We start from the raw sequence: 26357 nt of genomic DNA, 5'->3' as shown, positions 1-26357 counted from the left end.
CTGCTCAGCGCGCGGCGACGTCCGCCATGAAGGCATCGAGGATCTCAGAGACCTGTGCGTGCATCTCGTCGCTCGAGATCGTCGGCTCGCCGTCACCGGCCTGGGGCCCGTAGTCGCCGAACGACGCGTGCGACGCTCCCTCGATCTCGACCATCTCGGCGTCGGCCGGCAGCAGGTCACGAGCGTCGGCGATCTTCTCGGGCGTCGACAGTCCGTCCTCGCTGCCCGAGATGCTGAGAACGGCGAGATCGGTGTCCGACACGTCCGTCGTGCAGTAGGAGCCGAACAGCACGAGTGCCTCGGCATCCGCGGCGAGCTGGCACGCGCGCACGCCGCCCAGCGAGTGTCCGCCGACCGCCCAGTCATCGATGTCGGGGGCCGCAGAGGTGAAGGAGTCGAGACCGCGCAGATCGAAGAACGCGAGGTTCAGCCACGGGCGGGTGATCACCACCGTGACGCCCTCTTCGGCGAGGCTCTGCAGGATCGGTGCGTACGCCCACGGATCGACCTTCGCACCGGGCACGAACACCAGGCCGAGGTCTGATTCGCCGTCGGCCGGGGCGAGCACGATCCCCTGCTCGGTGTCCTCGACATGGATGGCGGAGTTGTCCTCGACGCTGGCGAGCGGATCCTTCTCGGCCGACATGACGCCGATCTGGCTCCAGGCGAGTATTCCGACGATGCCGATCACGAGGACGCCGACGACTCCCCAGAGGATCACTTTCAGGACACGACGACCACGCTTCTTCTGCACTCGCCCCACGTTACGGGGTGCGGATGTGAGCGTGCTCGGGGAGGGGCCGCTCGAGCGCTGATCGCTCGCGTCGCACCGCACCCCGATATGCGTCCTTGTTCACGTAGTAGGCCATGCGGTCGAGGCGCAGGTATCGGTAGCCGCCGGTCAGATCGGGCCACGGCTCGGAGGTCACCCGATCGCGGAATCGCACCGCCCGAGGCGGATCGTTCTCCGCCGCGTCCAGGTATGCGGCCAGCAGCTCCGCCTGCTCGTACCGCCCCTGCCAGCCGATGCCGGACGCCTCGATCATGCCCATCACGAAGAGACCGTTGAACGATGCGGGGAAGACGTGGAGGAACAGCCGTGGTGCCGCGCCGCTCCAGTGCAGGTGCTGTGGGTCGACGAACGGGTAGTCGAGCCGGTATCCGGTCGCGAGCAGGAGCAGATCGTAGTCGTCGGACGTCCCGTCCCGGAAGCGCACGGTCGTGCCGTCGAGGCGCTCCACATCGGGGCGGATACGCAGGTCCCCCTGCCCGAGGTGATTGAGGATCATCGTGTTGACGATCGGATGAGCCTCGTAGATGCGGTAGTCGGGCTTCGGGAAACCGAAGCGCGCAGGGTCGCCGGTGAACGCCCGGAGCACCCGGCTGTCGACCGCCTGCTTGACGCGCGCGGGCAGGGGACGGCCCTGATTCAGGGTGTCGCTCGGCCTGCCGAACAGATAGCGCGGGACGAAGTAATAGCCGCGGCGGACGCTCATGTCGACCGAGGAGGCGTGGTGCACGGCATCCACCGCGATGTCGCACCCCGAGTTCCCCGCCCCGATCAGCAGCACACGCCGGCCGGTGAGCTGTGCGGCCGACCTGTACTCGCTCGTGTGCATGATCTCGCCGTTGAACTCTCCGACGAAGGTCGGCACGTTCGGTTCGGCGAGCGTGCCGTTCGCGAGCACGACGCCGGCGTACCACCGGGTCTCTTCGCCGTCGGGCCCCGAGCTCGTGAGATCCCAGCCGTCGTCCCGCGGCTCGAGTCGCGTGACGGTCGTCTCGAACCGGAAGAGCCCGGTGAGACCGAAGTGCTCGGCATAGTCCTCGAAGTACTGTCGCAGCGTCCGATGGTCGGGGTAGTCGACGGTCGAACGCATGGGGTACTCGGCGAACTCGGTCGTCGTGCGCGAGGAGATCAGATGCGCGGACTCGTACATCGTGCTGCGGGGGTTGTCGATGTCCCACAGGCCGCCCACACCGGTCGAGGCCTCGTACCCGTCGATCCCGACGCCGCGCTTCGTCAGCGCCCGAGCGGCGGCGAGGCCCGACGGACCTGCACCGATGACGGCGTATCTGTTCATGCTGCTCCCGCACCTCGCTGTGCTCGCCACTGCGCCCTCCGCCGATCGTATCGGCAGAGGGCGCAGAACACGGCGTGCGACGTCGTCAGGAGGCGTTCAGTGCTGTCTGACGGGAGACGACTGCGTCGCGGACCGCCGGGAACAGCGGATGCTCGGGGTCGAGCCCCGTTGCGGACGAGGTGAACGCCAGCGCATCCTCCGTGCGCAGGAGCTGCTGCAGCTCGACCGCCTGCTCGTCATCGGGATCCTCGAACTCGAGCGCTGCGGTGACCGCGCCGACCAGCGCGATCGTGGAGAGCCCTCTCTCGGCAGCCATCGCCGCCGGTCCGATGAAGCGCTCGTGTCGGGAGATCTTGCGCAACGGCTGACGGCCGACCCGCTGCACGGTGTCGACGAGCGCCGGATTGCGGAACCGCTCGAGGATCGTCGCTCGGTACGCGGCCAGTTCGGCCGGGTCGAGCCCGTGTTCGGCGACCAGCACCGCGGAGGTCTCCTCGAGAGCGGCCGAGACGCGTGCGACGATGTCGGGGTCGGCCAGGGCGTCGGAGATGCGCTCGATGCCGGCCCGTGCGCCGAAGTACGCCGTCGCGGCGTGGCCGGTGTTCACCGTGAAGAGCTTGCGCTCGATGTACGGGGCGAGATCGTCGACGAAATGAGCGCCGGGAATGTTCGGCAGCGCGCCGCCGAAGGCCTGGGATTCGATCGCCCACTCGAAGTACGGCTCGACCGTGACGTCGACGCCGCCGTCTGCGGGCTGACCGGGGACGATGCGGTCGACGGCGGTGTTCGCGAACACCGCACGCGACAGCAGCTCCTCGGCGTCCGCGCCCGCCGCCTTCTCGATCTCCGCCCGGAGGGTGTCCGTCGCCCCGATCGCGTTCTCGCAGGCCATGACCTGCAGGGGAGCGGCTCCGGCAGGGCGCAGGGCGAGGCCCGCGACGATCGTGGGGGCGACGAAGCGCAGCACGGTCGGTCCGACCGCCGTCGTGACCACATCGGCGGTCGCGACCTCGTCGGCCACGGCATCCGGATCGGTCCTGCTGTTGACCGCCCGGAAGCCGGTCACCACGTGGTCGGTGCCGCCGGGTCCGGCCTCGTGCACCGTGTACGAATCGACGGCGTTGATGGCGTCGACGAGAGCGTCGGCGACATCGGAGAACACGACCTCGTATCCACCCTCGTGCAGGAGCAGCCCCACGAATCCGCGGCCGATGTTGCCCGCGCCGAAGTGCACGGCCTTCATCAGTCGTTCACCGCCGAGAGCAGGGCGTACAGCTCGTCGGGCGTCTGCGCCGCGTTGAGCTTCGCGACGTCGTCCTCATCGGAGAACAGGATCGCGATCTGCGAGAGGATCTCGAGGTGCTCGTCGCCACGGCCGGCGATGCCGACGACGAACGTCGCGGCCTCCCCGTCCCAGTCGACTCCGCCGTCGTAGCGGACGACAGACAGCGCGGATCCGAGGATCGCATCCTTGGCGTCGTTCGTGCCGTGCGGAATCGCCAGACCGTTGCCCATGTAGGTCGAGACCGTCTGCTCGCGCTGACGCATCGCGTCGACATAGGCGGGGGTGACGGCGCCTGCCGCGACGAGGATGTCGGTCGCCTCCTGGAGGGCTTCCTCCTGCGTGCTGCTTCCGGAGTGGATGCGGACCTGATCGAGGGTGAGAACGCTCATGGTGATTCCTTCTTTCTGAGTATGTGGAGGCGGGGCGGATGCCGCAGCACCCGCCCCGCCTGGTCTGTCACGCGTCGGTGTCGCGCTGTTCGCGCACCATCTCGACGACCTCTTCGTACTTCGGAGAGTTCATGAAGTTGTCGACGGACACGTGCACCGAGTTCGGCGACTGCGCCTTCGCCCGGTCGGTCAGCTGCTGCTGGGTGATGACCAGGTCGGCGCTGCCGTCGAGGTTCGCGATGGCCTGGTTCGTGACGGTGACGCCCTCGACCCCTGCCTTCTTGAACTTGTTGCGCAGCACGCTCGCGCCCATGGCCGACGATCCCATTCCGGCGTCGCAGGCGAACACGATGTTCTCGATGCGACGGTCCGTGGCGACGCCCGTGCCAGCCGCAGCGGCTGCTCCGGCAGTTCCCGTACCCGACGAGGCGCGAAGGGCGTCCATCGCGGCGGAGGACTTGCCCTTGTTCGCCTCGGTCTGTGCGATCGCGTCGCCGAAGCTGTCGCCCTCGGCCTCGAGGTCGCGCTTGCGGGAGGCCCGCAGGATGACGCCGGTGATGAGGAACGTGACGACCGCGGCGATGATCACCGAGAGGTAGACCACGAGCAGGTTCGGGACGCCGGGGCCGACGGCGGCCGCGGTCACGGCGATGATGCTGCCGGGGGCTGCCGGGAACGCCAGGCCGCCTCCGAGCACCATGTTGGTCGTGACACCGGCCGCGCCACCCGCGATCAGGGCGAGGATGGTGGTCGGCTTGCTCAGCGCGTACGGGAAGTAGATCTCGTGGATGCCGCCGAAGAACTGGATGATCGCCGCTCCGGGCGCAGACGCCTTGGCCGCACCGACGCCGAAGAACGAGAACGCGAGCAGCAGACCGAGGCCCGGACCGGGGTTCGCCTCGATCAGGAAGAGGATCGACTTGCCGGTCTCGGCCGCCTGCTCGATGCCGAGCGGAGTGAACACGCCGTGGTTGATGGCGTTGTTCAGGAACAGCACCTTCGCGGGCTCCACGATGATCGACACGAGGGGCAGCAGGTTCAGCGCGACCAGCCAGTCGACGGCACCGCCGAGAACCGCGCTGATGCCGAGCATCACGGGACCGAAGGCGAAGAATCCCACGATCGCGAGGATCATGCCCAGGATGCCGGCCGAGAAGTTGTTCACCAGCATCTCGAAGCCGGGGCGGATCTTGCCGTCCCACATCCGGTCCATCTGCTTGGTGATCCAGGCCGCGAGCGGCCCCATGATCATCGCGCCGAGGAACATCGGGATGTTGGTGCCGACGATGACACCCATCGTCGCGATCGTCGCGACGACTCCACCGCGCTCGCCGTAGACCATGCGGCCCGCGGTGTTGGCGATGAGGAGCGGCAGCAGGTACGTGACCATCGGTCCGACGAGGCCCACGTACGCGAAGATGTTGCCGTCGGCGCCTTCGGCCACCGCGGTCATGGCGCCCTGCCAGCCGACCACTGCGGAATCGCCGCCGCCGCCGATGGTCTCGGCGACACCGGCCCAGTGCCAGCCGAACGGGCTCTCGGACCCGAAGAATCCGGCCGGGATGAAGAGCATCGTGATGAATCCCCACGCGATGAACGCGGCGATGTTGGGCATGATCATGCCCGAGAGGAACGTGCCGAAGCGCTGCACGCCCGTTCGGAGGCCGCCTGCCTTCGTGGCGGCGGGTGACGTCGTCGTCATGATGTCGTCTCTTTCTGGTGAGGGGGGAGGGGTGCCGCGGCGTCAGCCACGGCGAGGCGAGCACCGGCGGCGTCGTCCGCCGCCAGTGCGAGTCCGGCGAAGTTGCGGGCTTCGTCGAGAGTGTGCTGCGACAGGGTGTGACGCACGTCCGCCAGGGCGGACGGCGCCATGGAGAGGCTCGTTGCGCCGAGCCCGACGAGCACGACGGCGAGCATCGGATCGGCGGCGGCCTCACCGCAGATCCCGACCGGCTTGCCGAGCCGGGCACCTGCCGTGCCGACCTCACGGATGAGACGGAGCACGGCGGGGTGCCACGGATCCTGGAACGCCGCGACGGAGCCGAGCAGACGGTCGGCGGCCATCGTGTACTGCGTGAGGTCGTTCGTGCCGATCGAGGCGAAGTCGGCGTGCGCGAGGATCCGGTCGGCGAGCAGCGCACTGGACGGGATCTCGACCATGACACCGGCGGTCTTCAGGCCGTACTCCCGGGCGAGCGAGGTGAAGTACTGCGTCTCCTCGACGGTCGCCACCATCGGCGCCATGACCCAGAGGTCCGCCTCGGTCGCGGCATCCGCTTCGGCGAGGGCCGTCAGCTGCTCGCGCAGGATGTCCTCGCTCGCCCGCAGAGCACGCAGCCCCCGCAGGCCCAGGGCCGGGTTCTCCTCGTGCGCGTCGTTGAGGAACGCCAGCGGCTTGTCGGCGCCGGCATCCAGCATCCTCACGACGACTTTCTTGCCGGGGAAGGCCGCGAGCAGCTCCCGATAGGACTCTCGCTGCTGCTGCACCGTCGGCGCCTGCGCCGACGAGAGGAACAGGAACTCGGTGCGGAACAGCCCGACGCCCTCGGCCCCGCGTTCGACGGCATCGGATGCGTCTGCAGGCTTCCCCAGGTTCGCCAGCAGCGGGATCGGCGTGCCGTCGGCGAGGGCGCCGGGAGTGAGTGGTGCGGCGTCCGCCGAACGGCGGGCGGCGGCGCGCTGCTCGGCGCGCGCCTTCTCGTCGTCGGTCGGATCGACGGTGACGATTCCGGCTGCGGCGTCGACGATGACCGGGCTGCCGGTCGCGAGCTCCGAGGCTGATGCCGCTCCGACGATCGCGACGATGCCCTTCTCGCGGGCGAGGATCGCGGTGTGCGAGGTGGGTCCGCCGTCGAAGGTGACGAGGGCGAGCACCTGATCGAGGTTCAGCAGCGCGGTGTCGGCTGGTGCGAGGTCGCGAGCGACGAGGACGAACGGATGCCCGGGGTCGGGGACCCCTGGCGCATCCACGCCGCGAAGCCGGGCGAGCACCCGCTGCGCGATGTCGTCGAGATCGGCGGCGCGCTCGCCGAGGTAGCCCCCGACGGCCTCGAGCGTCGCCCGGAAACCGGCGAACGCGTCATGCACGGCCCATTCGGCCGTCGCGCCGTCGTCGATGCGTGCGTCGACCTCGTCCTGCAGCGTCGGGTCCTCGGCGATCATCGCCTGCGCCTCGAGCACCTCCTGGGCCGAGCCGCCGGCGGCCTCGCCGCGGGCCGTCAGCTCCTGTGCGACGGCCGTCACGGCCTCGCGGACACGTGCGCGCTCCGTGTCGGCTCCCTGACCGCTGGGGGTGTTCTCCGGGGCGGGCAGCGCCTCGGTCATCCGGACGACGACGCCCTGGGCGACTCCGAGACCGATGCCGACTCCACGCAGTTCGCTCATACTCCGGCGTCCTGATCATGGTCGGTCGTGAGCAGCTCGGTGAGCGTGTCGAGCACGCCTTCCGCGCTGTCGCCGTCGGCCGTCAGCGTGACGTAGTCGCCGTGCTCGATCGCCAGTGCGATCACGCCGAGGATGCTGGCCGCGTTGACCGCCTTCCCCGAGTCCTTCGCGATGGTCACGGGAATCCCCGAGTCCTTCGCCGCCTGTGCGAACAGCTTCGCCGGACGGGCGTGGAGTCCATGGGATGAGCCGATGCGGACGGTGCGAGAGACGGTCATGATGTTCCTTTCGGGGTGTTCCTGGCGCTGGAGACGATCGACTGTGCGAGTGCCAGCGTGCGGGTGCCGTCCCGATCGGCGAAGACGTCGTCGGGGAGCACGGCCACCTGAGCGGGCGCCGCCTGGCGGATCGCCTCGAGGCGATCGGCGAGATGAGGGCCGATGAGGATGAGGTCGTGGTCGCTGCCGGCGACGGACTGCTCCATGCCGGCTGCGGCGTCCCAGTCGAGGCCGGCTTCGGAAGCCGCCCGGCGGAGTCGTTGCGCGACGAACGTGCTCGACGCGCCAGCGCCGCACACCACGAGGATCTTCATCGATGCTCACCTTTCCTGAGAACAGTCTGGGAACAAGGGGGGTGTGCTCGCCAACAGGTTCCTTTCCGCCCCTGCGGAACCTCGGTTTCGGAGCACCGCCCCCCGCTTGCTGACATCATGGAAGTCACGTCAGGACAGTGCGGTCGGCACGGAGGAGGGAGCATCATGTCGCGACAGCGTCAGGATCAGCTCCTGTCGTCCCTGCTCCGTCAGGGCGAGTGGGTGACGGCCGCCAGTCTCGCCGATCAGCTCGGGGTCACCCCGCGCAGCATCCGCTCGTACGTCGCCGCGCTGAACGCGAGAACCGGTGGAGCGGATGCCGTCGAGTCGGGCCCGGCGGGATACCGCGCCGGGTCGGGGGCTCGCGACGCACTGCGCACGCGTCAGAGCGGCGACTCCGCCCCGCGTGACCGACTGCACGGTCTCGTCCGCACCCTGCTCGATGTGCCGGAAGGTGTCGACGTCTTCGCCACGGCCAGTGCGCTCCATGTGAGCGAAGCCACTCTCGAGGCGGACCTCGCCCGCGTCCGCACACTGCTCGACGGCACCGATCTCGCACTCGAGAGAGACCGCGAGATCGTGCGACTGCGAGGCAACGAGGCGGCACAGCGTCGTCTGCTGTCGCGACTCGCACATGACGAGATGGATGCCGCGTCGTTCCACCCCGAGACGTTCCGCCGAGCGCTCGCCGGAGGAGTCATCGCCGCCGACGCCGTCGGGCCTTTCAAGTCCGAGCTCGTGCGCGAACTCGGAGAACAGGGCTACTACGTCAACGAGCTCGCGATCTCCGATGTCCTTCTGCACATCGCGATCGCCGCCGAGAGGGTTGCGGCCGGCCACGCGCTCGAAGCCGGTCCTGCCGGTGCGCGGGAGGAGATCCCGCGGGTCGGGGCTGTGATCGCCCGGCTCGCCCAGCAGCACTTCTCGGTCGCGCTGGGCGACGGGGACAGCGGGCATCTCGCGTCCCTCGTCCTCACGCGCATCGTGGCTCCGGGGGAGGACGCTGCGGGCGATGTCGCCCGCAGCGGCGTGGACCCGGGTGTCGAGGCGGCCGTGCGGGCGGAGATCGCGAGGGCGGCGGAGGATTTCCAAGTCGACCTGGTCGACGAGACCTTCGTGCTGCGCCTCGCCCTGCACGTGCAGAACCTGATGCGTCGCGCCGAGGAGAGCGCGCTGACCCGCAATCCGCTCACCCGCTCGCTCAAGACCTCGTATCCGATGATCTTCGAGGTGGCGGTCTCGATCGCCAGCGGACTGCACGATCGCCTCGGCACGCCCATCCACGACGACGAGATCGCCTACATCGCGATGCACGTCGGCGGACGACTCGAGCGCAGCCGCAAGGCCGAGTCGATCCTCACCGCGACCATCGTGTGCCCGGGGTATTACGAGCTGCACGAGCTGCTCCGATCGAGCGTCGACCGCTCGCTCGGGTCCGCGATCGAGGTGACCAGCGTCATCACCAAGGTCGACCCGGACTGGGCGTCGTTCGACACCGACCTGGTGCTCAGCACGATCGAGCCGGGCGCTGCCGGCGATCGCTTCGTCCGCATCCAGCCGTTCCTCACGGATGCCGATGTCGACCGGATCCAGCAGGCCGCGGCACGCGTCCGGCGGGGCCGACGCCTCACCAGGCTCCGTGGCGAGCTCGCACGATACTTCGATGCCGACGCCTTCGTCTATCCGCTGCCCGATGCGGGGGAGGAGGCGATCATCCGGCGACTGGGCGGTCTCCTCGTGGATGCGGGGCTGATCGGCGACGACTACGTCGAGAACACCATCCTCCGCGAACGGATGTCGTCGACGGCGTTCACAGACGCGCTCGCGGTGCCGCACGCGCTCCAGATGACCGCCACGCGCACCGCGATCGCGATCGGCGTGACGGACGGGTCGGCAGCGTGGGGTGAGGGCCGCGTGCAGGTGGTCGCTCTCGCCGCCTTCAGCGAGAGCGACCGCGCCGCGTTCCAGACGGTGTTCGAGCAGCTCGTCGAGGTGTTCAGCGAACGGGAGAGCGTGCAGCGAATCCTCCGCCGGGGCACCACCTTCGAGGCGTTCCTCGACGAGCTCGTCGCCGTCATCGACGGGTGACCGCCGGGTCAGCCCCGAGGGTCGAGGACGCCGGCGAGGGTGTCGAGCACGGCGTCGGCGCCGGCCGAGTCCGCCGTCTCGAGCACCACGGCATCGCCGGGCGCGAGTGCGAGGTCCATCAGCGCGAGAACGCTGCTGAGGTCCACGACCGCGCCCGACGACGTCCGCAGGGTCACCGCGTGCGAATGCGCCTGCACGAGCCGCACGAGCTCGGCGACGGGGCGCGCGTGCACCCCGTTGTGCGCGCTGATCACGACATGTCTTCTCGGCATGCGGCCTACGAGCGTTCTTCCAGGAGCAGGCGCACCGCGGCCTCGAGCTCGGCGACGGTCGCGGTGGCGCGCTCTGCGGAGTCCGCGGCCGCGTCGATGTAGACCTTGAGCTTCGGCTCGGTGCCGCTCGGACGGACGATGATGCGCGAGCCGTCCGTGAGTCGATACCGCAGCACGTCGCCCGAGGGCTGCCCTGCGTCGGCGTGCAGCAGATCCTCCACGGAGGCGATCGAGTGGCTGCCGAAGTGCGTCGGCGGCAGCGTGCGCAGCGAGAGCATCACGGTGCCGATGACCGAGAGGTCCTGCACGCGGACCGACACCTGACCGCTGGCGAAGTGACCGTACGTGTCACCGAGCTCGGACAACAGGTCGGCGAGAGAGCGTCCGCGCTCGTGCGCCTCGGCGGCGAGTCCGAGGATCGCCACGGTCGCCGAGATGCCGTCCTTGTCGCGCACGGTCTCGGGATTCACGAGGTAGCCGAGTGCCTCCTCGAAGCCGAAGACGATGCCGGGGGCGCGGGAGATCCATTTGAAGCCCGTGAGCGTCTCGTGGAAGTCGAGCCCGTGATGGGCGGCGACGGCGCCGAGGCCGGGCGATGAGACCAGGGAGCACGCGAGCGATGCACCCGGCGTGCCCTCGGCGGCCCTGGCGGCGCGAGCGCCCAGGAGGAGCCCGACCTCGTTGCCGGTGAGTCGCCGCCATCCGCCCTCCGACGACGCATCCGGGATCGCCACGGCGAGTCGGTCGGCATCCGGATCATTGGCGATGATGAAGTCCGCCTGCACGCGGCGGGCCCGGGCGAAGGACAGGTCCATCGCCCCCGGCTCCTCCGGGTTGGGGAACGACACGGTGCGGAATGTCGCGTCGGGTTCGAGCTGCTCTCCGACGACCATCGGCTGAGGGTATCCGGCGGCCGCGACGATCTTCGACAGCGTCTCCCAGCCGACCCCGTGCATAGCGGTGTAGACCCAGCGCAGATCGGACGCGCCGGCTGGTGCGGGAGCGACCGCCGCTGTCGCGGCGACGTACGCGTCGACCACGGCTTCGCCGGCCGTCTCATAGTCGGTGGAGCGAGGCGACGACGTGACGTCGTCCGCATCGGCGACCCGCTGGATGTGCGCGGCGATCTCGGCATCGGCGGGTGCGACGATCTGCGAGCCCTGATCGGCGCCGCCCAGATAGACCTTGTATCCGTTGTCGTTCGGCGGGTTGTGCGACGCGGTCACCATGACACCGGCATCCGCGCCCAGGTGACGCACCGCGAACGCGAGCACGGGCGTGGGCAGCAGTCTGGGCAGCAGGATCGCGCGCAGCCCTGCTCCGGCGAACAGCTCGGCGGAGTCGGTCGCGAACACGCGGGAGTTGCGGCGTCCGTCATAGCCGATCACCACGGTCGGCGTGCGGCCGTGCGACTTCTCGCGCAGGTACGAGGCGAACCCGGCGGCCGCCTGCGCGACGAGCACGCGGTTCATGCGGTTGCTGCCGGCCCCCAGGGCTCCGCGGAGACCGGCGGTGCCGAACGCGAGTCGGGTGCTGAAGCGATCATCGAGGTCGGCGGCGGCCGACTCGTCGCCATCCGCTGCCCGCGTGATGACCACGGCCAGCTCGTCGCGGGTCTCGTGATCGGGGTCCTGTCTCATCCACGCGCGCGCCTGCGCGAGACGCTCGTCGTTCACAGCGCCTCGACCACTCGGGCCAGCAGCGCCGAGATGACCGGTTCGGCCTCTCGACCGGCCTCGATGACCTCAGCGTGGCTGAGCGGCGTCTTCTGGATGCCGGCGGCGAGGTTGGTGATGAGCGAGAACCCGAGGATCTCCATACCGGCCTCGCGAGCGGCGATCGCCTCGAGCGCTGTCGACATTCCCACGATGTGTCCGCCGATGTGCTTGGCCATCTGCACCTCGGCCGGCGTCTCGTAGTGCGGGCCGCGGAACTGCGTGTACACGCCCTCGTCGAGAGTGGGGTCGACGCTCCGGGCGATGTCGCGCAGACGTGTCGAATAGAGGTCGGTCAGGTCGATGAACGTCGCGCCCTCGAGAGGGGAGTCGGCCGTGAGGTTGATGTGGTCGCTGATCAGCACGGGCTGGCCGGGGGTCCAGGTCTCGCGCACTCCGCCGGCGCCGTTCGTCAGCACCATGATCTTGGCGCCCGTGGCCGCGGCGGTGCGCACCGAGTGCACGACACGGCGCACGCCGTGGCCCTCGTAGTAGTGGGTGCGAGCACCGATGACGAGGACTTTCTTGCCATCGGGAGTGCGGATGCTGCGCAGGGTGCCCACGTGGCCCTCGAGAGCGGGCTTCGAGAAGCCGGTGACCTCGGTGGCGGGGATGGTCGCCGTGGTCTCGCCGATGATGTCGGCGGCCTTGCCCCACCCGCTGCCGAGGGTCAGGGCGATGTCGTGCTTCTCGACTCCGGTCAGGCGCGCGATGTCGGCGGCTGCGTCGGCTGCGACCTCGAACGGGTTCGCATTCGGGTCGTCGAGGGGGTTGCTGTGTGTTTCAGACATGGATCCACTCTAGGAAGGTGCAGGCTCCGGGGCCAGGATTGCGGAAGAATGGAGATCATGTCTTCCACCCCTTTTGAGCGCACACAGCGCGTCGCCGTCCTCGGCGGCGGTCCCGGCGGTTATGAGGCGGCCCTCGCGGCCGCTCAGCTCGGAGCCGAGGTGACCCTGGTCGAGCGTGTGGGCGTGGGCGGAGCGGCAGTGCTCACCGATGTCGTCCCCTCGAAGAGCCTGATCGCCACGGCGGATGCCGCGGTCGCGATCTCGGAGGCCTCCGACCTCGGAGTGCAGTTCTACGCCAAGGGCGAGCACGGCAAGCCGCTCAAGCCCGAGATCGCCATCAACCTCGCCGCGGTGAACAAACGTCTGATCGCGCTCGCGGGCCAGCAGTCCGAGGACATGCGCACGACGCTGCTCGAGGCCGGCGTGCGCATCCTGTCCGGCCACGGCCGTCTGGAGGGACCGACGGCGATCGTGGTCTCGACCGGGCAGAAGGGCACCGACTTCGACCGCGTCGAGGCCGACACGATCATCGTGGCGGTGGGCGCGTCGCCGCGCGAGCTGGATTCGGCCAAGCCCGACGGCAAGCGGATCCTCACGTGGACGCAGCTCTACGACATGAAGGCGCTTCCCGATCACCTGATCGTGGTCGGCTCCGGTGTGACGGGCGCCGAGTTCGCGTCCGCCTACATGAACCTCGGCGCCGAGGTCACGCTGATCTCCAGCCGCGAGCAGGTGCTGCCGGGTGAGGACCAGGATGCCGCGCACGTTCTCGAGAAGGTCTTCAAGCGCGGCGGGATGACGGTGCTCTCCAAGGCCCGCGCCGAGAAGGTCGAGGTCACCGAGGACGGCGTGCGCGCGACGCTCTCCGACGGCCGCACGGTCGAGGGGAGCCACTGCCTCATGGCGGTCGGCTCGATCCCGAACACCGCTGGCATCGGTCTCGAAGACGCGGGAGTCGAGCTCGACGAGACCGGGCACGTGCGGGTCAACCGCGTCGCGCGCACCTCTGTGCCCAACGTCTACGCCGTCGGCGACTGCACGAACTTCTTCCCACTCGCCTCCGTCGCGTCTATGCAGGGCCGCACGGCCGTGTTCCACGCGCTGGGCGACATCGTGATCCCTCTGGAGCTGATCAAGATCACCTCCAACATCTTCACGGCGCCCGAGATCGCCACGGTCGGCTATTCCGAGAAGGACGTCGAAGACGGCGTCGCGGACGGCCTCGTCTACAAGCTGCCCCTCGCCGCGAACCCTCGGGCCAAGATGATGGGCATCAAGGACGGTTTCGTGAAGCTGATCGCACGCAAGGGATCCGGCACCGTGATCGGCGGCGTGATCGTCGCGCCCAAGGCCTCCGAGCTGATCTACCCGATCGCGGTCGCCGTGGAGCGTCGTCTGACGGTCGACCAGGTCTCTCGCGTCTTCGCGGCATACCCGTCGCTGTCGAGCAGCATCACCGACGCGAGCAGGGCGATGCACCTCGTCAACGCGAACATCTCCTAGATCCGCCGCGGATCAGACGAGAAAGGCGCCCCGCAGCAGCGGGGCGCCTTTCTCGTGTGCGAGGGTGGTCAGCTGATCGTGAGCAGCTGGTGTCCGGCCGAGACCGTCGCACCGGCGACGGCGCCGATGTTGCCGATCGTGCCGTCCTTGTGAGCCTGCAGCGGCTGCTCCATCTTCATCGCCTCGAGAACGACGACCAGATCGCCCTTGACGACCTGCTGCCCCTCTTCGACGGCGACCTTGACGACGGTCGCCTGCATCGGCGACTTGACGGCGTCTCCCGATGCGCCGGCGCTGACCGAGGTCGCGTGGCTGCGGCGGGACGGCGGAACCGCGGCCGGTCGTCCTGCCGTGCCGGCCGCCACCGCGACGCGATCGGGAAGGCTGACCTCGAGGCGCTTGCCGCCGACCTCGACCACGACGGTGTGCCGGTTCTCGCCGGCGGAGGGCGACTCGAGCTCGCCGTCCCAGGCGGGGATGTCGTTCTCGAACTCGGTCTCGATCCAGCGGGTGAAGATGCCGAACTCGCCGTTCTCCGCGGTGAACGCGGGGTCGTTCACGACCTTGCGGTGGAACGGGAGCACGGTGGGCAGACCTGCGACCTCGAACTCCTCGAGGGCGCGGCGCGAGCGCTCCAGAGCCTCGGCGCGGTCCTTGCCGGTGACGATGATCTTCGCGAGAAGCGAGTCGAAGGCGCCCGAGACCGAGTCGCCCGCGGTGACGCCGGAGTCGAGGCGGATGCCGGGTCCGCCGAAGGTCTTGAAGACGTGGATCGGACCCGGCTGCGGGAGGAACCCTCGACCGGGGTCCTCGCCGTTGATGCGGAACTCGATCGAGTGTCCGGTCGGCTTCGGGTCGTCGTAGTCGATCGTGCCGCCGGCGGCGATGCGGAACTGCTCGCGCACCAGGTCGATGCCGGTGACCTCCTCGGAGACGGGGTGCTCGACCTGCAGACGGGTGTTGACCTCGAGGAACGAGACGGTGCCGTCGGCGCCGATCAGGAACTCGCAGGTGCCTGCGCCCACGTAGCCGACCTCCTTGAGGATGGCCTTCGACGCGGAATAGAGCAGGTCGTTCTGCTCGTCCGTGAGGAACGGCGCGGGTGCCTCCTCGACGAGCTTCTGGTGGCGGCGCTGCAGCGAGCAGTCGCGCGTCGAGATGACGACGACGTTGCCCTCGGCATCCGCCAGGCACTGGGTCTCGACGTGCCGCGGCTTGTCGAGGTACTTCTCGACGAAGCACTCGCCGCGGCCGAAGGCGGTGACCGCCTCGCGGGTGGCGGATTCGAAGAGCTCCGCGACCTCGTCGAGCTCGCGGGCGACCTTCAGGCCGCGACCGCCGCCGCCGTACGCGGCTTTGATCGCGATCGGCAGACCGAACTCCTTCGCGAAGGCGACGACCTCGTCGGCCCCGGAGACGGGTCCCGGCGTTCCGGGAGCGAGCGGCGCGCCGACCTTCTCGGCGACGTGGCGGGCGGTGACCTTGTCGCCGAGCGCCTCGATGGCGTCGGGGGAAGGCCCGATCCAGGTCATCCCCGCACCGATGACGGCGCGGGCGAATTCGGCGTTCTCGGCGAGGAAGCCGTATCCGGGGTGCACGGCGTCGGCGCCGGCGCGGCGGGCGACCGAGAGGATCTTCTCGATCTGCAGGTAGGTCTCGGCGCTCGTGGCGCCGCCGAGGGCATAGGCCTCGTCGGCGAGGCGGGTGTGCAGAGCGTCGCGGTCCTGGTCGGCGTACACGGCGACGGAGGCGATCCCCGAGTCGCGAGCGGCACGGATGATGCGGACGGCGATCTCGCCGCGGTTGGCGATGAGCACCTTGGCGATATCAGGCATGCTTGCCAGCCTAGCGAGAAGGCTCCCGTTCGCTTTGACGACTCTCCACAAGAAAGAGGCAGAAACGTCGACGAGACTCTACGACCAGAGGTCGGTCCACGTGACGCCGAGATCGGCGGCGAGGCGGCGCACGGTCGACAGCGACATCCCGACCACCGTCGACGGGTCGCCGTCGACGCGGGTGATGAAGGCGCCGCCCAGACTGTCGACCGTGAACGCACCGGCGACGAGCAGGGGCTCACCCGAGGCGACGTAGGCGGCGATCTCGGCATCCGTGACGTCATCGGCGAAGGTCACCGAAGCCTCGGCCGTGGCGGTGGCCTCGACCGGGTCGGTGCCCGGCGAGACACGGAAGACCGAGTGCCCCGAGTGCAGGATGCCGGTGGCCCCGCGCATCTCCTGCCAGCGTCTGGTCGCCTCCTCGGGCGTGTAGGGCTTGCCGTACACGCGCCCGCCGAGTTCGAACATCGAGTCTCCGCCGATCACGATGCCGTCGAACTCGCCGTCCGCAGAGAGGCGCTGCGCGACGTCCGCCGCCTTCGCCCGGGCGAGCAGGAGCACGAGGTCCGCCGGAGTCAGCTCCGCGCCCCGTTCGGCCGTGGCAGCGGCGGCGACCGCATCCTCATCCACTCCCGGCGACTGGGTCAGAGGCTCGATACCCGCCTGACGCAGCAGCATGAGGCGGGCGGGAGAGGTGGAGGCCAGGCAGACGCGCATGTTCACCACCGTATCCTCGAAGGATGACTTCCTCCCCAGTCCTGCTCGATCTGGACATCACCGGCATCGCGCACGGCGGCACGTTCATCGCCCGACACGAAGGCCGGGTCGTCTTCGTCTCCGACGCCATCCCCGGTGAGCGGGTCCGCGCGCGGCTCACCGAGGACTCCACGGGTGAGTCCAAGAGCTTCTGGCGTGCCGAGACTGTCGAGGTCCTGGACGCCTCGCCGCATCGTCGCCCCCACATCTGGGCGGAGGCCGACGTCTCCCGCGCGCCCGAGGACCGGCCGGGGGGCGCCGACCTGGGGCACATCGATCTCGCGCATCAGCGCGTGCTCAAGCGTCAGGTGCTCACCGAGGCGCTCGATCGTTTCGCCGGACCCGGTCTCGAGGCTCCCGAGATCGAGGCCGTGGACTCGACCGACGGAACCGGCTGGCGCTCCCGGGTGACCCTGCACGTCGACGACCAGGGGCGCGTCGGACCCTACGCCGCTCGCAGCCACCGGGTGATCCCGGTCAGCTCCCACCCGCTCGCGCGTCCGGCGGTCGCACAGGCGGCCCTCCGTCTCGCGGGTGGCGAGGCGGGCAGCGTCGACCTGGTCGAACCGGGCGACGGCCAGGTGCGGGTCATCCGACGAGATCGCCTCGACGAGCGACCGGCCAGGGGGCAGCACCGCCGCCCGGCGCCCGAAGTCGTCTACGAGCAGGTGGGCGATCGCCGGTTCCAGGTCGACGCCGGTGGATTCTGGCAGGTGCACCCGCGAGCCGCCTCGGTGCTCGACGGCGCCGTCTACGGCATCCTCGACGGGCACGTCGATCCGGAGACGACGCACTTCGACCTCTACGGAGGAGTCGGGCTCTTCGCCGCATCGCTCGCAGACCTCGGTGGCACCGACATCGTCACCGTCGAGTCCAGCAGGCGGGCGACGACTCACGCGCAGCAGAACCTCGCGCCCCTCGCCGTGAATGCCGTCACAGCACGGGTCGACCGCTATCTCGCCGGTCTCCCCTCCGACACGCGAGCAGGAGCGGTCGTACTCGATCCGCCGCGTGCCGGTGCCGGACGCGCGGTGGTCGATGCACTGAACTCTCTGGCCCCCGAGGCGATCGCCTACGTCGCCTGCGACCCTGTGGCGTTGGCGCGGGACCTCGGAACCTTCCGCGAACACGGGTGGAACGTGGGGACGCTGCGCGGTTTCGACCTGTTCCCGCACTCGCATCACTTCGAGGTCGTCGCGCTGCTCACCCGGTGATCGTGATCTGCGGGGGCTGAGTACTCAGTAGGCTGGGCGGATGAGCAGGGTCGCACTCATCGACGATCACGAATCCGTCCGCCTCGGTCTCGAGGCGGCGTGCGCTCGTGACGGAGAGCAGACCGTCGTCTTCTCCGGCAGCACCGTCGTGTCCTACCTCGAGTGGAGGTCGACGACGTCGTCGCAGCCTGCCGACGTGGTGGTGCTCGACCTCACCCTCGGAGACGGCACCACGGTGACCGAGAACGTCCGGTCGCTCGTCGCCGACGGCGCGAGCGTCGTGATCCACAGCGTCGCCGATCGACCGGCGGCCGTGCGCGAGGCCCTCGCTGCCGGTGCCGCCGGCGTCGTGAGCAAATCCTCTGCGCTGGACGACGTGCTCGACGCCATCCGCACCGTCGCGCAGGGCGAAGCCCTCAACAACGTCGAGTGGGCGAGCGCTGTCGACGGGGATCGCGACTTCGCGGACGCCCAGCTGTCGACACGCGAGCGGGAGGTGCTCCGGCTGTATGCCACCGGCCTGCCGCTGAAGGCCGTGGCCGAGCGCCTCGGAGTCGCGTACTCGACCGCCAAGGAGAACATCACCCGGATCCGGGTCAAGTACGTGGAGGTCGGGCGACCGGCCCCGACGAAGGTCGACCTTCTGCGGCGAGCGATGGAGGATGGGATCGTCGCCGCAGACGGGGCGCCGAGTGGCCGCTGACCCGCTCAGCATCCGGGAGGCATGGAGCAAGATCCCTTCGCCCGGCAGCGTGGAGACCGAGTTCGAGCGCTTCACCGGCAAACGCATGGAGCGCATCCTCGCCACGGTCGTCGCGATCGGATCGGGTGTTCTCGGCGCACAGGCACTGATCGCGGGGGTCACGACGACGGGATCGGATGCCGCGCGCATCACGATGCTGCTCGTGGTCTTCGTGCCGCTGATCGTCATGCTCGTCGCGTGCGTCATCGGACGTGGCGTCAGGACCGCGTCCGGCGCGTTCGCCATCGTGTACACACTCGCGCTCGCCGCCTGGCCGAGTCTGGTCGACCCTGTGGGCAGAGCCGCCGACCAGCCGTGGATCTTCTTCCTCGTCAACGTGGGCGTCGTGGCTGCGATGCTCGCCTTCCCTCTGTGGCTGCAGTTCGTCTGGGCGGTGTGCCTGCCGTTCGTCTACGGCTATGTCCGCCTCGTCGAAGGCGATTTCTCGCGAGACTTCTGGGTGACGACGGCGTTCGACGTGTCGTTCACCCTGATCCTCGGATGCGTCATCATCGCGTTGGGATGGATGTTCCGCTCGGTCGCCGCGGGTGTCGATGAGGCCCGTGCCCGAGCCGTCGCGTCGTACGCGGGCGCAGCGGCAGCCGCCGCAGCCGAGGAGGAGCGTGCGGCGATGTCGGCGCTCATGCACGACAGCGTCCTCGCAGCGCTGATCGCCGCGGAACGGGCCGAAGGCGATCGGGCGCAGGACCTCGCCGTGGGGATGGCCCGGGAGGCTCTCACCCGCCTGGCGAACACCGAGGCCGCGGTGGCCCAGGAGGGCAGCGACGAACCGGTGGGCGCCGCTCAGATCGTCGTCGAGCTCCGTCGTGCCCTGTCCGAGCTCGGGGCGGATGCGATCGTCGAGGAACGGGGAGGGATCGGCCTGATCCCCGGGCGCGCCGCGAGAGCACTCGTGCTCGCCGCCAGACAGGCGCTCGGCAACGCGGTCACCCATGCGGGTGGGCGCGGGCTGCACATCCTCGTCGAGGGCCGCGGTGACGAGGGGATCACGGTGACGATCACGGACACCGGCCCAGGATTCGATATCGGGGCGATCGGCGCCGACCGCCTCGGGATCAGAGCGTCGATCTTCGCACGGATGGCCGGGGTGGCGGGCACCGCCGAGATCGATTCGAGAGAGTGCGGCACCACCGTGACGCTGGGCTGGGAGCGGCCATGAATCGCACGGTGCGCAGTGTCGCGACGTCACTCGCGGTGGGCTTCGCGATGTACTTCGCCGCGAGAGGGGTGTGGTGGATCGAGCAGCCCTCCGCGCCGCTGCTGATGGTCGCGGCGATCGCGCTGTACCTCGTCGTCGTCAACGTCGCGATCCTCTGGGACTCGGCGATCTCGGTGCGGATGCCGCTCTGGGCGGCGCTGCTGACGCTGGTCTCGAGCGTCCTCATTCCGATTCTCGTGACGCTGTCACTCGATCCGCTGACACGCACGGCGCCGTTCGCCACCTGGTACATCGGTGCGCTCGGTCTGATGGGCGTGGTGTGCGTCGTCCGGCGCCGCTTCGTGATCGGCTGGCTGGTGGTGCTCGTCCTCGTCGCCACATCGTCGGTGTATCTGGGTGTCTTCGTGGCGCTGTCCCTCGGCCTGGTGGGCTCGCTCGTGTGGGTCGCGATCGCTCACCTCCTGGTGATCTTCTGGGACAGAGCCGTCCGCGACACCGAGCGCCTCGCCGGCATCCAGCAGGCGGTGTCCGCCTGGCACGCGACCCAGCAGGTGCGCCAGAAGGAACGTCGTCTGCGCACGCAGTTCGCGCTGGCGGTCGCGGGGCCGGTGCTCAGTCGCACCGTCGCATCGCGTGGCGCGCTGAGCGAGGAGGAGCGTCTGCAGGCGCGTCTGGCGGAAGGTCGCCTGCGCGACGAGCTCCGGGGAGCCGATCTGCTCAACGATGCGGTGCGGGATGCGATCGAGGACGCGCGTCGCCGCGGTGCCGTCGTCACCGTCTTCGACGAGGGCGGCTTGGACGACGTCGATGAGGGACGACGCGCGATGATCCGCGACGAGCTCGCCCGGGTGCTGCGCGATGCGGATGCGGAGCGGTGGATCATCCGAGCGGCCAGGGATGCTCACACGGCCGTGACGGTGGTCGGCCGGGCCGGCGCCGGCGGGCAGAGCGACGACGATGCCGTCGACGTGTGGCACGAGATCCCGAGAGACGCTCCACGCCAGTGAGGCCCCTGTCCTCGGCTCTGGCCGGGGGAGGGGGTCAGAGTCGAGGTCAGACAGAGTGGGCGAGGGGCGGCGAATCCGCCAGCCCCTCGCCATGCGGACCAGTTACCCGAAAACCGTCCGCTGGTGGCCGGTCTGCGTCTATCTACCCTGGGACAGAGAGACCAGCCGAACGCGAAGCGTCTTACTCAGTCTCATGGTTAGTCAAGTCGTTGTCTGTAGGTATTTTGGGGGACACGGAATCGACGCCGGTGCGAGATGATGAGGCATGGGAATGCGTCGCGGAACCAATCTCCCCCGCATGGGTGACTTCAACCAGTCCGTCATCCTCGAGGCCATCCGCCGGTCCGGAGAGGGACTCAGCCGGATCGAGCTCGTCGATGCGACCGGCCTCTCGGCGCAGACGATCACGAACATCACCCGTCGCCTTCTCGACGAGGGGCTGATCACCGAAGCAGGGCGGACCATCAACGGGCCCGGCAAGCCGCGAGTCACGCTGCGCCTGGTCGCGGAGAGTCGTTTCTCGGTGGGGGTGCATCTCGACCCGTCGGTGATCACCTTCGTGCTGCTGAACATGTCCGGTGCGGTGATCGCACGACGAGTCGTGCGCACGCACGACCGGGACCCGCACCGCATCGTCGAGACGATGGCGCAGACGATCGATGGCCTCGTCGACGAGGCCGGCATCGATCGCGCACTCGTCGCCGGGGTCGGCGTCGCTGCCCCCGGGCCGCTCGACGCGGCGAAGGGCACGGTGGTGGACCCCCCGAAGCTCGACGGATGGCATCGGGTGCCGCTGCGTTCCGTTCTCGCAGAAGCGACGGGCTTCGAAGTCACGCTGGAGAAGGACACCACTGCCGCCGCAGTGGGGGAGCTGTGGACCGGCTCCGCGACAGCCGAGGACTCGTTCCTGTTCGTCTACCTCGGCACGGGGCTCGGGGCCGCCGCAGCGCGTGAGGGGGTTGTGGTCACAGGCAGCACCCACAACTTCGGCGAGATCGGCCACATCATGGTCGACCCAGACGGGCCGCCCTGCGCGTGCGGCTCGCGAGGATGCGTCGAAGTGGTATGCACCCCGCAGGCGATCGTCGAGCAGGCGGAGGCGGCCGGGGTGTTCCGCGATGAGCCGGACGACGGAGGTGCGCGCGGAGTGGAGGAGCGGTTCGCCCGTCTGTGCGAGCTCGCTTCCGCGGGCGAGATCCGCGCACTGGGCGTTCTGCGTCGCTCTGCCGAACATCTCGCAGTGCTGATCTCGGTGCTCACGAACATCCTCGATGTCGATCGTGTGGTGCTCGGCGGGCCGTTCTGCGCCCCTCTGTCCGAGGTCTATCTGCGCGAGATCCCAGAGCAGCTGAACCGTCGCAGTGCGACGAGGTCGGTTCGGGCCTTGCGCGTCGACAGCGCGGTGGTGGGAGAGGATGTCGGTGCCGTGGGGGCCGCCTGCGTCGTGCTCGACGCGGTGCTCACGCCTCGAGCATCCGACCTCTACCTCGAGGATTGAACGGAGCCATCAATTCGCATACCGGTATATCGGTTGAAGCGCCCTCAGTGATTACTCCAGTCGATGTATTATCGAAGAGATGCGCCGTCTGGGGTTTACAGGTGCCAGGGGCGACGGCCCCGCATCAATCGGAGGGTCGTCTGCGTGGCCCGGTAGCTGGGGGGCTCCGGGTCTCGCAGACTCTCCGATGCGAGGGCGTCAGCGTGCGAAGCGGCCCCACGGGATGTCTCGTCGCAGTGCGCGTCGCAGCGGTCGCTGGGTGCGGGCCCACGCCGATACGCGAGGCTCCTCGGCCACGGCATCCGCCGCCTCCTGCGAGTAGGCGTCGCTCACCACGGCGATGAGAGCGGCGAGCTCCTCCTCGGTCGCAACGCCCCGGGTGATCTCCATCGTCGGGAGCTGGCGCTCGTCCGACGTCGCGGGCTCGGTCACAGCGGGATGTTCCCGTGCTTCTTGGGGGGCAGCTCGGCGCGCTTCCCACGGAGGGCTCGGAGCGCCTTGGCGATCGAGACTCGGGTGTTCGCCGGTTCGATGATGCCGTCGATCTCGCCGCGTTCGGCGGCGAGGAACGGCGAGGTCACGCTGTAGGTGTACTCGTTCGCGAGCCGCGTGCGCACGGCGGCGACGTCCTCGCCGGCCTCTTCGGCACGCTTGATCTCGCCGCGGTAGAGGATGTTGACCGCACCCTGGCCGCCCATCACGGCGATCTCCGCCGTCGGCCAGGCGAGGTTGACATCGGCGCCCAGCTGCTTCGATCCCATCACGATGTAGGCGCCGCCGTAGGCCTTGCGCAGGATGACCGTGACCAGCGGCACGGTCGCTTCCGCGTAGGCGTAGATGAGCTTGGCGCCGCGGCGGATCACGCCGGTCCACTCCTGATCGGTACCGGGGAGATACCCGGGCACGTCGACGAGCGTGACGATAGGGATCGAGAACGCGTCGCAGAACCGCACGAATCGGCTGGCCTTCTCACCCGCCTCGATGTTGAGCGTTCCGGCCATCTGGGACGGCTGGTTGGCGATGATCCCGACCGAGCGCCCTTCGACCCGGCCGAAGCCGATCACGATGTTCGGCGCGAAAAGCGGCTGGACCTCGATGAAGTCTCCCGCGTCGACGACGTGCTCGATGACCGTGTGGATGTCGTACGGCTGATTGGGGGAGTCGGGGATGATCGTGTTCAGAGAGCGATCGGCATCCGTGGTCTCCCACTCGAAGCCGCTCTCGTACGCGGGGATCTCCGCCATGTTGTTGTCGGGGAGGAAGCCGAGGAGCGTGCGGGCGTAGTCGATCGCGTCGTCCTCGTCCTCGGCGAGGTAGTGCGCGACACCCGAGCGAGTGTTGTGCGTGAGGGCTCCTCCGAGCTCCTCCATGCCGACGTCCTCGCCGGTGACCGTCTTGATGACGTCCGGGCCGGTCACGAACATCTGGCTGGTCTTGTCGACCATGATCACGAAGTCCGTCAGAGCGGGGCCGTAGACGGCTCCACCGGCGGCCGGGCCCATGATGATCGAGATCTGCGGGATGACCCCCGACGACCGAGTGTTCAGGCGGAAGATCTCGCCGTACTTGCTGAGGGCGAGCACGCCCTCCTGGATCCGGGCTCCACCGGAGTCGAGGATGCCGATGATCGGCATACCGCCCGACAGCGCGAACTCCATGATCTTGATGATCTTGTCGCCGGAGACCTCGCCGAGAGATCCGCCGAACGTGGTGAAGTCCTGCGAGTACACCGCGACCGTGCGGCCGTGGATCGTGCCCACACCCGTCACGACGGAATCGCCGTAGGGCCGGTTGCGATCCATGCCGAACGCGGTGGTGCGATGGCGCACGTACTCGTCGAACTCGACGAAGCTTCCGGGGTCGACGAGCAGTTCGATGCGCTCGCGGGCGGTCATCTTGCCCTTGGCGTGCTGCTTCTCCTGCGCGACCTTCTCGGCGTCGACAACGGCTTCGTTGTAGCGAGCGCGGAGGTCTGCGATTCTGCCGGCGGTGGTCGAGAGTTCGGGCTTGTCCGTCACGGATTCCACCCTATCGTCGCGGTGGCCCCGTCCGTTGGATGCTCGCTACAACGGGTCGTCAGATCCTTTGGCGGCTCTCGTGAACCCCGCGTGTCCCGAGGGCGGCCGTCACTCGCGGTGTTCGGCACCGAGCGTGCCCGGCAGGTCGTGGGTGCCGGCCTGCTCGATCTCGCCGACGTCCTTGTTGCGGCCACGTCCGACCGACGCGATCTTCCGTCCCGCCCAGCCGACGCCGCGGACCGCCGATCCGGCCGCTCCGGCCACGGCGCCCCCGACGAACTGGGCACCGTGCAGCATTCGCAGCTCCATCTTCTCTGCGCCGGCGACGGGCTCCAGCTCGAGCGGCATGTCCAGAGGTGCCGCTCCGAATGCGTGGTGCGACGTCGTCAGCACGCGGCGTCCGAGAATGTGGTTGCCCGCGCCTCCGACGGCCGCGCCGACGCCGAACGGCAGTGCCTTCCCGATGAACGAGGCACCGCCCTTCGCCGCGAACTGCTTCACGAACATGCTCTTCAGTCGATCCACGAGGGGGCCGACGGCAGCGCGCGGCAACGACTTCGTCACCATCTCGCCCCAGTACGACGACCTCGAGCCGCCGCGGCCGGTGGCCTCGCCTGCCAGCTGTCCGACGAGGGCCACGCCCTCCTTGCCGAGCATGAGGGTCATCACCAGCGCGCGGGCCCGGTCGGGGTTCGACACCGCGATGCCATGGACCTCTGCGACGGACTGCGCGAAGAGCGCCGTCGATTCGACGAAGCCCACCGTCTCGACTCCGGAGAGGGCGAGTGTGATGCCGGTGCCGATCCCCGGCACGACGGCGGTCGCTCCGACCGCCGCGCCGCCCGTGGTCACCGCCGCGAGATAGCGCCGCTCGAGGATGCGGATGATCTGCTCGGGCGAAGCGTGCGGGTTGCGCAGGCGGATGCTGCGGATGTGCGCCAGCACCAGCGGGCGCTGGATCGCGAGAACGCGGTCCAGCCCGCGGACCATCAGCGGATGCTCGGCCGAGCCGACGGGCGGCACCCCCCTGTCCCACGCGGCGTCGTCGGGGAGGGAGTGGATCTTGTGCACCTTGGGGGCCATGGATCGATCCTAGGAAGCCAGGCCGCGAAAAAGCCGAAAGCCCGGCTCCCTTGACGGGGCCGAGCTTTCGTGGAAGGCGATCAGACGAACAGGTTCGCCCGCTCGAGGTCCTCGGCGAAGTCGACCTCGACCGCGTAGAGATCGGAGACGTCCATCGGCTCGAGGAGCAGGCCGTCTTCGGCGATCGCGAGCTCGAGGCCGCGCTCGAAGTAGTCCTGGTCTTCGACGCGCTGCAACTGGCGCATGAACGCCTTCTTGTCTGCGGAGGAGATGTAGTTGATGCCCACAGCCTCACCGAGACCGCCCTTGACGGTCTTCGACAGCTCGTTGATGAAGCCCTCGGCCGTGACCGTGTACTTCACCTCCTCGTCGCTGACTTTGGAGGTGTTCACCGTGACGAAGGACTGGTCGCGCTCGATGTACGCCGCAGCGCGGCCCAGGATCATCGGGTCGAACACCACGTCGCCGTTCATCCAGAGCACGCCCGACTTGCCGGTGGCGCCGAGAGCGCGCAACAGGCTCTTCGACGTGTTGGTCTCGTCGTAGCGCTCGTTGTGCACGTAATTGACGTTCGGGAACGCCTCGATGATGGTCTCTGCGCGGTACCCGACGACGGCGGTGATGCGGGCGTCCGATCCGAAGGCGGCGCGGATGTTGTCGTGCTGCTGGCGCATGATCGTGCGGCCGTCGCTCAACTCCGTGAGCGGCTTCGGCAGCGCGCGGCCGAGGCGTGAGCCCATGCCTGCTGCGAGGATGACGGTCTGAAGAGTCACGAGTGCTCCTAAATGAAGTATGTGTTCATGGTCGGTTCACCGACCGGACACTTCGTCGTGCCGAGAGCCATGCTAGCGATCCCGCCTGAGAACCCGCGGGGGTTGACATCGCTGTGGCCAATTCGTGATCCAGTACACACCCAACACT

General features: G+C 69.0%; 24 protein-coding genes. 7 read left to right on the top strand and 17 right to left on the bottom strand.

What is annotated here, in order from left to right; genetic code table 11:
• Positions 1-4 precede the first annotated feature (4 nt).
• The 8 genes from LQZ85_RS00405 to LQZ85_RS00370 form a co-directional block, all read right to left on the bottom strand.
• Positions 5-754, bottom strand: a complete 750-nt coding sequence (locus LQZ85_RS00405; RefSeq protein ID WP_082586707.1) for an alpha/beta hydrolase — start codon at positions 752-754, stop codon at positions 5-7.
• Between the two features lie 10 nt (positions 755-764).
• Positions 765-2084 carry an NAD(P)/FAD-dependent oxidoreductase gene (locus LQZ85_RS00400; RefSeq protein ID WP_056280063.1) on the bottom strand — a complete coding sequence of 440 codons (1320 nt, stop codon included), beginning with the start codon at positions 2082-2084 and terminating at the stop codon, positions 765-767.
• Between the two features lie 85 nt (positions 2085-2169).
• Entirely contained in the window at positions 2170-3327 is a 1158-nt protein-coding gene (locus tag LQZ85_RS00395) for a mannitol-1-phosphate 5-dehydrogenase (protein WP_056280064.1), read from the bottom strand.
• Positions 3327-3758 (bottom strand): PTS sugar transporter subunit IIA, encoded by a 432-nt coding sequence (locus LQZ85_RS00390; protein ID WP_056280066.1) that lies wholly within the window; start codon positions 3756-3758, stop codon positions 3327-3329. Before LQZ85_RS00390 ends, LQZ85_RS00395 begins: the two co-directional genes overlap by 1 nt.
• A gap of 67 nt (positions 3759-3825) precedes the next feature.
• Complete coding sequence (locus tag LQZ85_RS00385; RefSeq protein ID WP_056280068.1) at positions 3826-5460, bottom strand: PTS mannitol transporter subunit IICB; 1635 nt, start codon at positions 5458-5460, stop codon at positions 3826-3828.
• Positions 5457-7142: a phosphoenolpyruvate--protein phosphotransferase gene (gene ptsP, locus LQZ85_RS00380; protein ID WP_082586683.1), complete on the bottom strand. Its 1686-nt coding sequence runs from the start codon at positions 7140-7142 to the stop codon at positions 5457-5459. The genes LQZ85_RS00385 and ptsP overlap by 4 nt, the downstream gene beginning before the upstream one ends.
• Positions 7139-7420 carry an HPr family phosphocarrier protein gene (locus LQZ85_RS00375; protein WP_053096995.1) on the bottom strand — a complete coding sequence of 94 codons (282 nt, stop codon included), beginning with the start codon at positions 7418-7420 and terminating at the stop codon, positions 7139-7141. The genes ptsP and LQZ85_RS00375 overlap by 4 nt, the downstream gene beginning before the upstream one ends.
• Positions 7417-7734: a hypothetical protein gene (locus tag LQZ85_RS00370; protein ID WP_053096993.1), complete on the bottom strand. Its 318-nt coding sequence runs from the start codon at positions 7732-7734 to the stop codon at positions 7417-7419. Before LQZ85_RS00370 ends, LQZ85_RS00375 begins: the two co-directional genes overlap by 4 nt.
• A gap of 165 nt (positions 7735-7899) precedes the next feature.
• On the opposite strand from LQZ85_RS00370, the gene LQZ85_RS00365 reads away from it, so the two are divergent.
• Positions 7900-9822 (top strand): PRD domain-containing protein, encoded by a 1923-nt coding sequence (locus LQZ85_RS00365; RefSeq protein ID WP_056280070.1) that lies wholly within the window; start codon positions 7900-7902, stop codon positions 9820-9822.
• Positions 9823-9830: 8 nt separating this feature from the next.
• Here the strand turns inward: LQZ85_RS00365 and LQZ85_RS00360 are convergent, their stop codons facing one another.
• Genes LQZ85_RS00360 through LQZ85_RS00350 form a run of 3 tightly spaced genes read right to left on the bottom strand, consistent with a single transcriptional unit; the run spans position 9831 to position 12600 of the window.
• Positions 9831-10094 carry an HPr family phosphocarrier protein gene (locus LQZ85_RS00360; RefSeq protein ID WP_072591532.1) on the bottom strand — a complete coding sequence of 88 codons (264 nt, stop codon included), beginning with the start codon at positions 10092-10094 and terminating at the stop codon, positions 9831-9833.
• A gap of 5 nt (positions 10095-10099) precedes the next feature.
• The gene (locus LQZ85_RS00355; protein ID WP_056280076.1) at positions 10100-11770 is read right to left on the bottom strand and encodes a phospho-sugar mutase; all 1671 of its coding nucleotides are present in this window, start codon (positions 11768-11770) and stop codon (positions 10100-10102) included.
• Positions 11767-12600 carry a purine-nucleoside phosphorylase gene (locus LQZ85_RS00350; protein WP_056280080.1) on the bottom strand — a complete coding sequence of 278 codons (834 nt, stop codon included), beginning with the start codon at positions 12598-12600 and terminating at the stop codon, positions 11767-11769. Before LQZ85_RS00350 ends, LQZ85_RS00355 begins: the two co-directional genes overlap by 4 nt.
• 48 nt (positions 12601-12648) lie before the next feature.
• On the opposite strand from LQZ85_RS00350, the gene LQZ85_RS00345 reads away from it, so the two are divergent.
• Positions 12649-14103, top strand: a complete 1455-nt coding sequence (locus LQZ85_RS00345; RefSeq protein WP_200955185.1) for an NAD(P)H-quinone dehydrogenase — start codon at positions 12649-12651, stop codon at positions 14101-14103.
• A 68-nt stretch (positions 14104-14171) separates the two neighbouring features.
• On the opposite strand, the gene LQZ85_RS00340 is transcribed toward LQZ85_RS00345, so the two are convergent.
• Positions 14172-15938 carry a biotin carboxylase N-terminal domain-containing protein gene (locus LQZ85_RS00340; RefSeq protein ID WP_056280083.1) on the bottom strand — a complete coding sequence of 589 codons (1767 nt, stop codon included), beginning with the start codon at positions 15936-15938 and terminating at the stop codon, positions 14172-14174.
• 78 nt (positions 15939-16016) lie between these two features.
• Complete coding sequence (locus tag LQZ85_RS00335; RefSeq protein ID WP_056280325.1) at positions 16017-16655, bottom strand: nucleoside triphosphate pyrophosphatase; 639 nt, start codon at positions 16653-16655, stop codon at positions 16017-16019.
• A 23-nt stretch (positions 16656-16678) separates the two neighbouring features.
• Here LQZ85_RS00335 and LQZ85_RS00330 point away from each other — a divergent pair, with 23 nt between their 5' ends.
• From LQZ85_RS00330 to LQZ85_RS00310, 5 genes are all read left to right on the top strand, one after another.
• Complete coding sequence (locus LQZ85_RS00330) at positions 16679-17908, top strand: TRAM domain-containing protein (protein WP_056280088.1); 1230 nt, start codon at positions 16679-16681, stop codon at positions 17906-17908.
• Positions 17909-17948: 40 nt separating this feature from the next.
• On the top strand, positions 17949-18611 hold the full coding sequence (locus LQZ85_RS00325; RefSeq protein WP_053096978.1) for a response regulator transcription factor: 663 nt from the start codon (positions 17949-17951) through the stop codon (positions 18609-18611).
• Positions 18601-19830: an ATP-binding protein gene (locus LQZ85_RS00320; protein ID WP_056280093.1), complete on the top strand. Its 1230-nt coding sequence runs from the start codon at positions 18601-18603 to the stop codon at positions 19828-19830. The genes LQZ85_RS00325 and LQZ85_RS00320 overlap by 11 nt, the downstream gene beginning before the upstream one ends.
• Positions 19827-20837, top strand: a complete 1011-nt coding sequence (locus tag LQZ85_RS00315; RefSeq protein ID WP_056280096.1) for a hypothetical protein — start codon at positions 19827-19829, stop codon at positions 20835-20837. Before LQZ85_RS00320 ends, LQZ85_RS00315 begins: the two co-directional genes overlap by 4 nt.
• 298 nt (positions 20838-21135) lie before the next feature.
• Complete coding sequence (locus LQZ85_RS00310) at positions 21136-22335, top strand: ROK family transcriptional regulator (protein ID WP_053096975.1); 1200 nt, start codon at positions 21136-21138, stop codon at positions 22333-22335.
• A gap of 198 nt (positions 22336-22533) precedes the next feature.
• On the opposite strand, the gene LQZ85_RS00305 is transcribed toward LQZ85_RS00310, so the two are convergent.
• The 4 genes from LQZ85_RS00305 to LQZ85_RS00290 all read right to left on the bottom strand — a co-directional run bounded on the left by LQZ85_RS00305 (position 22534) and on the right by LQZ85_RS00290 (position 26209).
• Entirely contained in the window at positions 22534-22767 is a 234-nt protein-coding gene (locus LQZ85_RS00305; RefSeq protein WP_308418038.1) for an acyl-CoA carboxylase subunit epsilon, read from the bottom strand.
• Positions 22764-24362 (bottom strand): acyl-CoA carboxylase subunit beta, encoded by a 1599-nt coding sequence (locus LQZ85_RS00300; RefSeq protein WP_053096973.1) that lies wholly within the window; start codon positions 24360-24362, stop codon positions 22764-22766. Before LQZ85_RS00300 ends, LQZ85_RS00305 begins: the two co-directional genes overlap by 4 nt.
• A 99-nt stretch (positions 24363-24461) precedes the next feature.
• On the bottom strand, positions 24462-25436 hold the full coding sequence (locus LQZ85_RS00295; RefSeq protein WP_056280098.1) for a hypothetical protein: 975 nt from the start codon (positions 25434-25436) through the stop codon (positions 24462-24464).
• Between the two features lie 80 nt (positions 25437-25516).
• Complete coding sequence (locus LQZ85_RS00290) at positions 25517-26209, bottom strand: phosphocholine cytidylyltransferase family protein (protein ID WP_053096968.1); 693 nt, start codon at positions 26207-26209, stop codon at positions 25517-25519.
• Between the last annotated feature and the right edge of the window lie 148 nt (positions 26210-26357).

Source organism: Microbacterium sp. Bi98 (assembly GCF_918698045.1).
In the GTDB taxonomy this organism is placed as follows: domain Bacteria; phylum Actinomycetota; class Actinomycetes; order Actinomycetales; family Microbacteriaceae; genus Microbacterium.
The sequence above is the reverse complement of the archived record's forward strand: the minus strand, read 5'-3'. Positions and strand labels throughout refer to the sequence as shown.

What these genes read in the sequence shown, in the direction of transcription:
- LQZ85_RS00360 (WP_072591532.1), bottom strand. Translation starts at nt 10,094, where the DNA reads ATGCCGAGAAGACATGTCGTGATCAGCGCGCACAACGGGGTGCACGCG.
- ptsP (WP_082586683.1), bottom strand. Translation starts at nt 7,142, where the DNA reads ATGAGCGAACTGCGTGGAGTCGGCATCGGTCTCGGAGTCGCCCAGGGC.
- LQZ85_RS00340 (WP_056280083.1), bottom strand. Translation starts at nt 15,938, where the DNA reads ATGCCTGATATCGCCAAGGTGCTCATCGCCAACCGCGGCGAGATCGCC.
- LQZ85_RS00295 (WP_056280098.1), bottom strand. Translation starts at nt 25,436, where the DNA reads ATGGCCCCCAAGGTGCACAAGATCCACTCCCTCCCCGACGACGCCGCG.
- LQZ85_RS00330 (WP_056280088.1), top strand. Translation starts at nt 16,679, where the DNA reads ATGACTTCCTCCCCAGTCCTGCTCGATCTGGACATCACCGGCATCGCG.
- LQZ85_RS00315 (WP_056280096.1), top strand. Translation starts at nt 19,827, where the DNA reads ATGAATCGCACGGTGCGCAGTGTCGCGACGTCACTCGCGGTGGGCTTC.
- LQZ85_RS00310 (WP_053096975.1), top strand. Translation starts at nt 21,136, where the DNA reads ATGGGTGACTTCAACCAGTCCGTCATCCTCGAGGCCATCCGCCGGTCC.
- LQZ85_RS00400 (WP_056280063.1), bottom strand. Translation starts at nt 2,084, where the DNA reads ATGAACAGATACGCCGTCATCGGTGCAGGTCCGTCGGGCCTCGCCGCC.
- LQZ85_RS00345 (WP_200955185.1), top strand. Translation starts at nt 12,649, where the DNA reads ATGGAGATCATGTCTTCCACCCCTTTTGAGCGCACACAGCGCGTCGCC.
- LQZ85_RS00365 (WP_056280070.1), top strand. Translation starts at nt 7,900, where the DNA reads ATGTCGCGACAGCGTCAGGATCAGCTCCTGTCGTCCCTGCTCCGTCAG.
- LQZ85_RS00370 (WP_053096993.1), bottom strand. Translation starts at nt 7,734, where the DNA reads ATGAAGATCCTCGTGGTGTGCGGCGCTGGCGCGTCGAGCACGTTCGTC.
- LQZ85_RS00390 (WP_056280066.1), bottom strand. Translation starts at nt 3,758, where the DNA reads ATGAGCGTTCTCACCCTCGATCAGGTCCGCATCCACTCCGGAAGCAGC.
- LQZ85_RS00385 (WP_056280068.1), bottom strand. Translation starts at nt 5,460, where the DNA reads ATGACGACGACGTCACCCGCCGCCACGAAGGCAGGCGGCCTCCGAACG.
- LQZ85_RS00335 (WP_056280325.1), bottom strand. Translation starts at nt 16,655, where the DNA reads ATGCGCGTCTGCCTGGCCTCCACCTCTCCCGCCCGCCTCATGCTGCTG.
- LQZ85_RS00395 (WP_056280064.1), bottom strand. Translation starts at nt 3,327, where the DNA reads ATGAAGGCCGTGCACTTCGGCGCGGGCAACATCGGCCGCGGATTCGTG.
- LQZ85_RS00375 (WP_053096995.1), bottom strand. Translation starts at nt 7,420, where the DNA reads ATGACCGTCTCTCGCACCGTCCGCATCGGCTCATCCCATGGACTCCAC.
- LQZ85_RS00350 (WP_056280080.1), bottom strand. Translation starts at nt 12,600, where the DNA reads ATGTCTGAAACACACAGCAACCCCCTCGACGACCCGAATGCGAACCCG.
- LQZ85_RS00325 (WP_053096978.1), top strand. Translation starts at nt 17,949, where the DNA reads ATGAGCAGGGTCGCACTCATCGACGATCACGAATCCGTCCGCCTCGGT.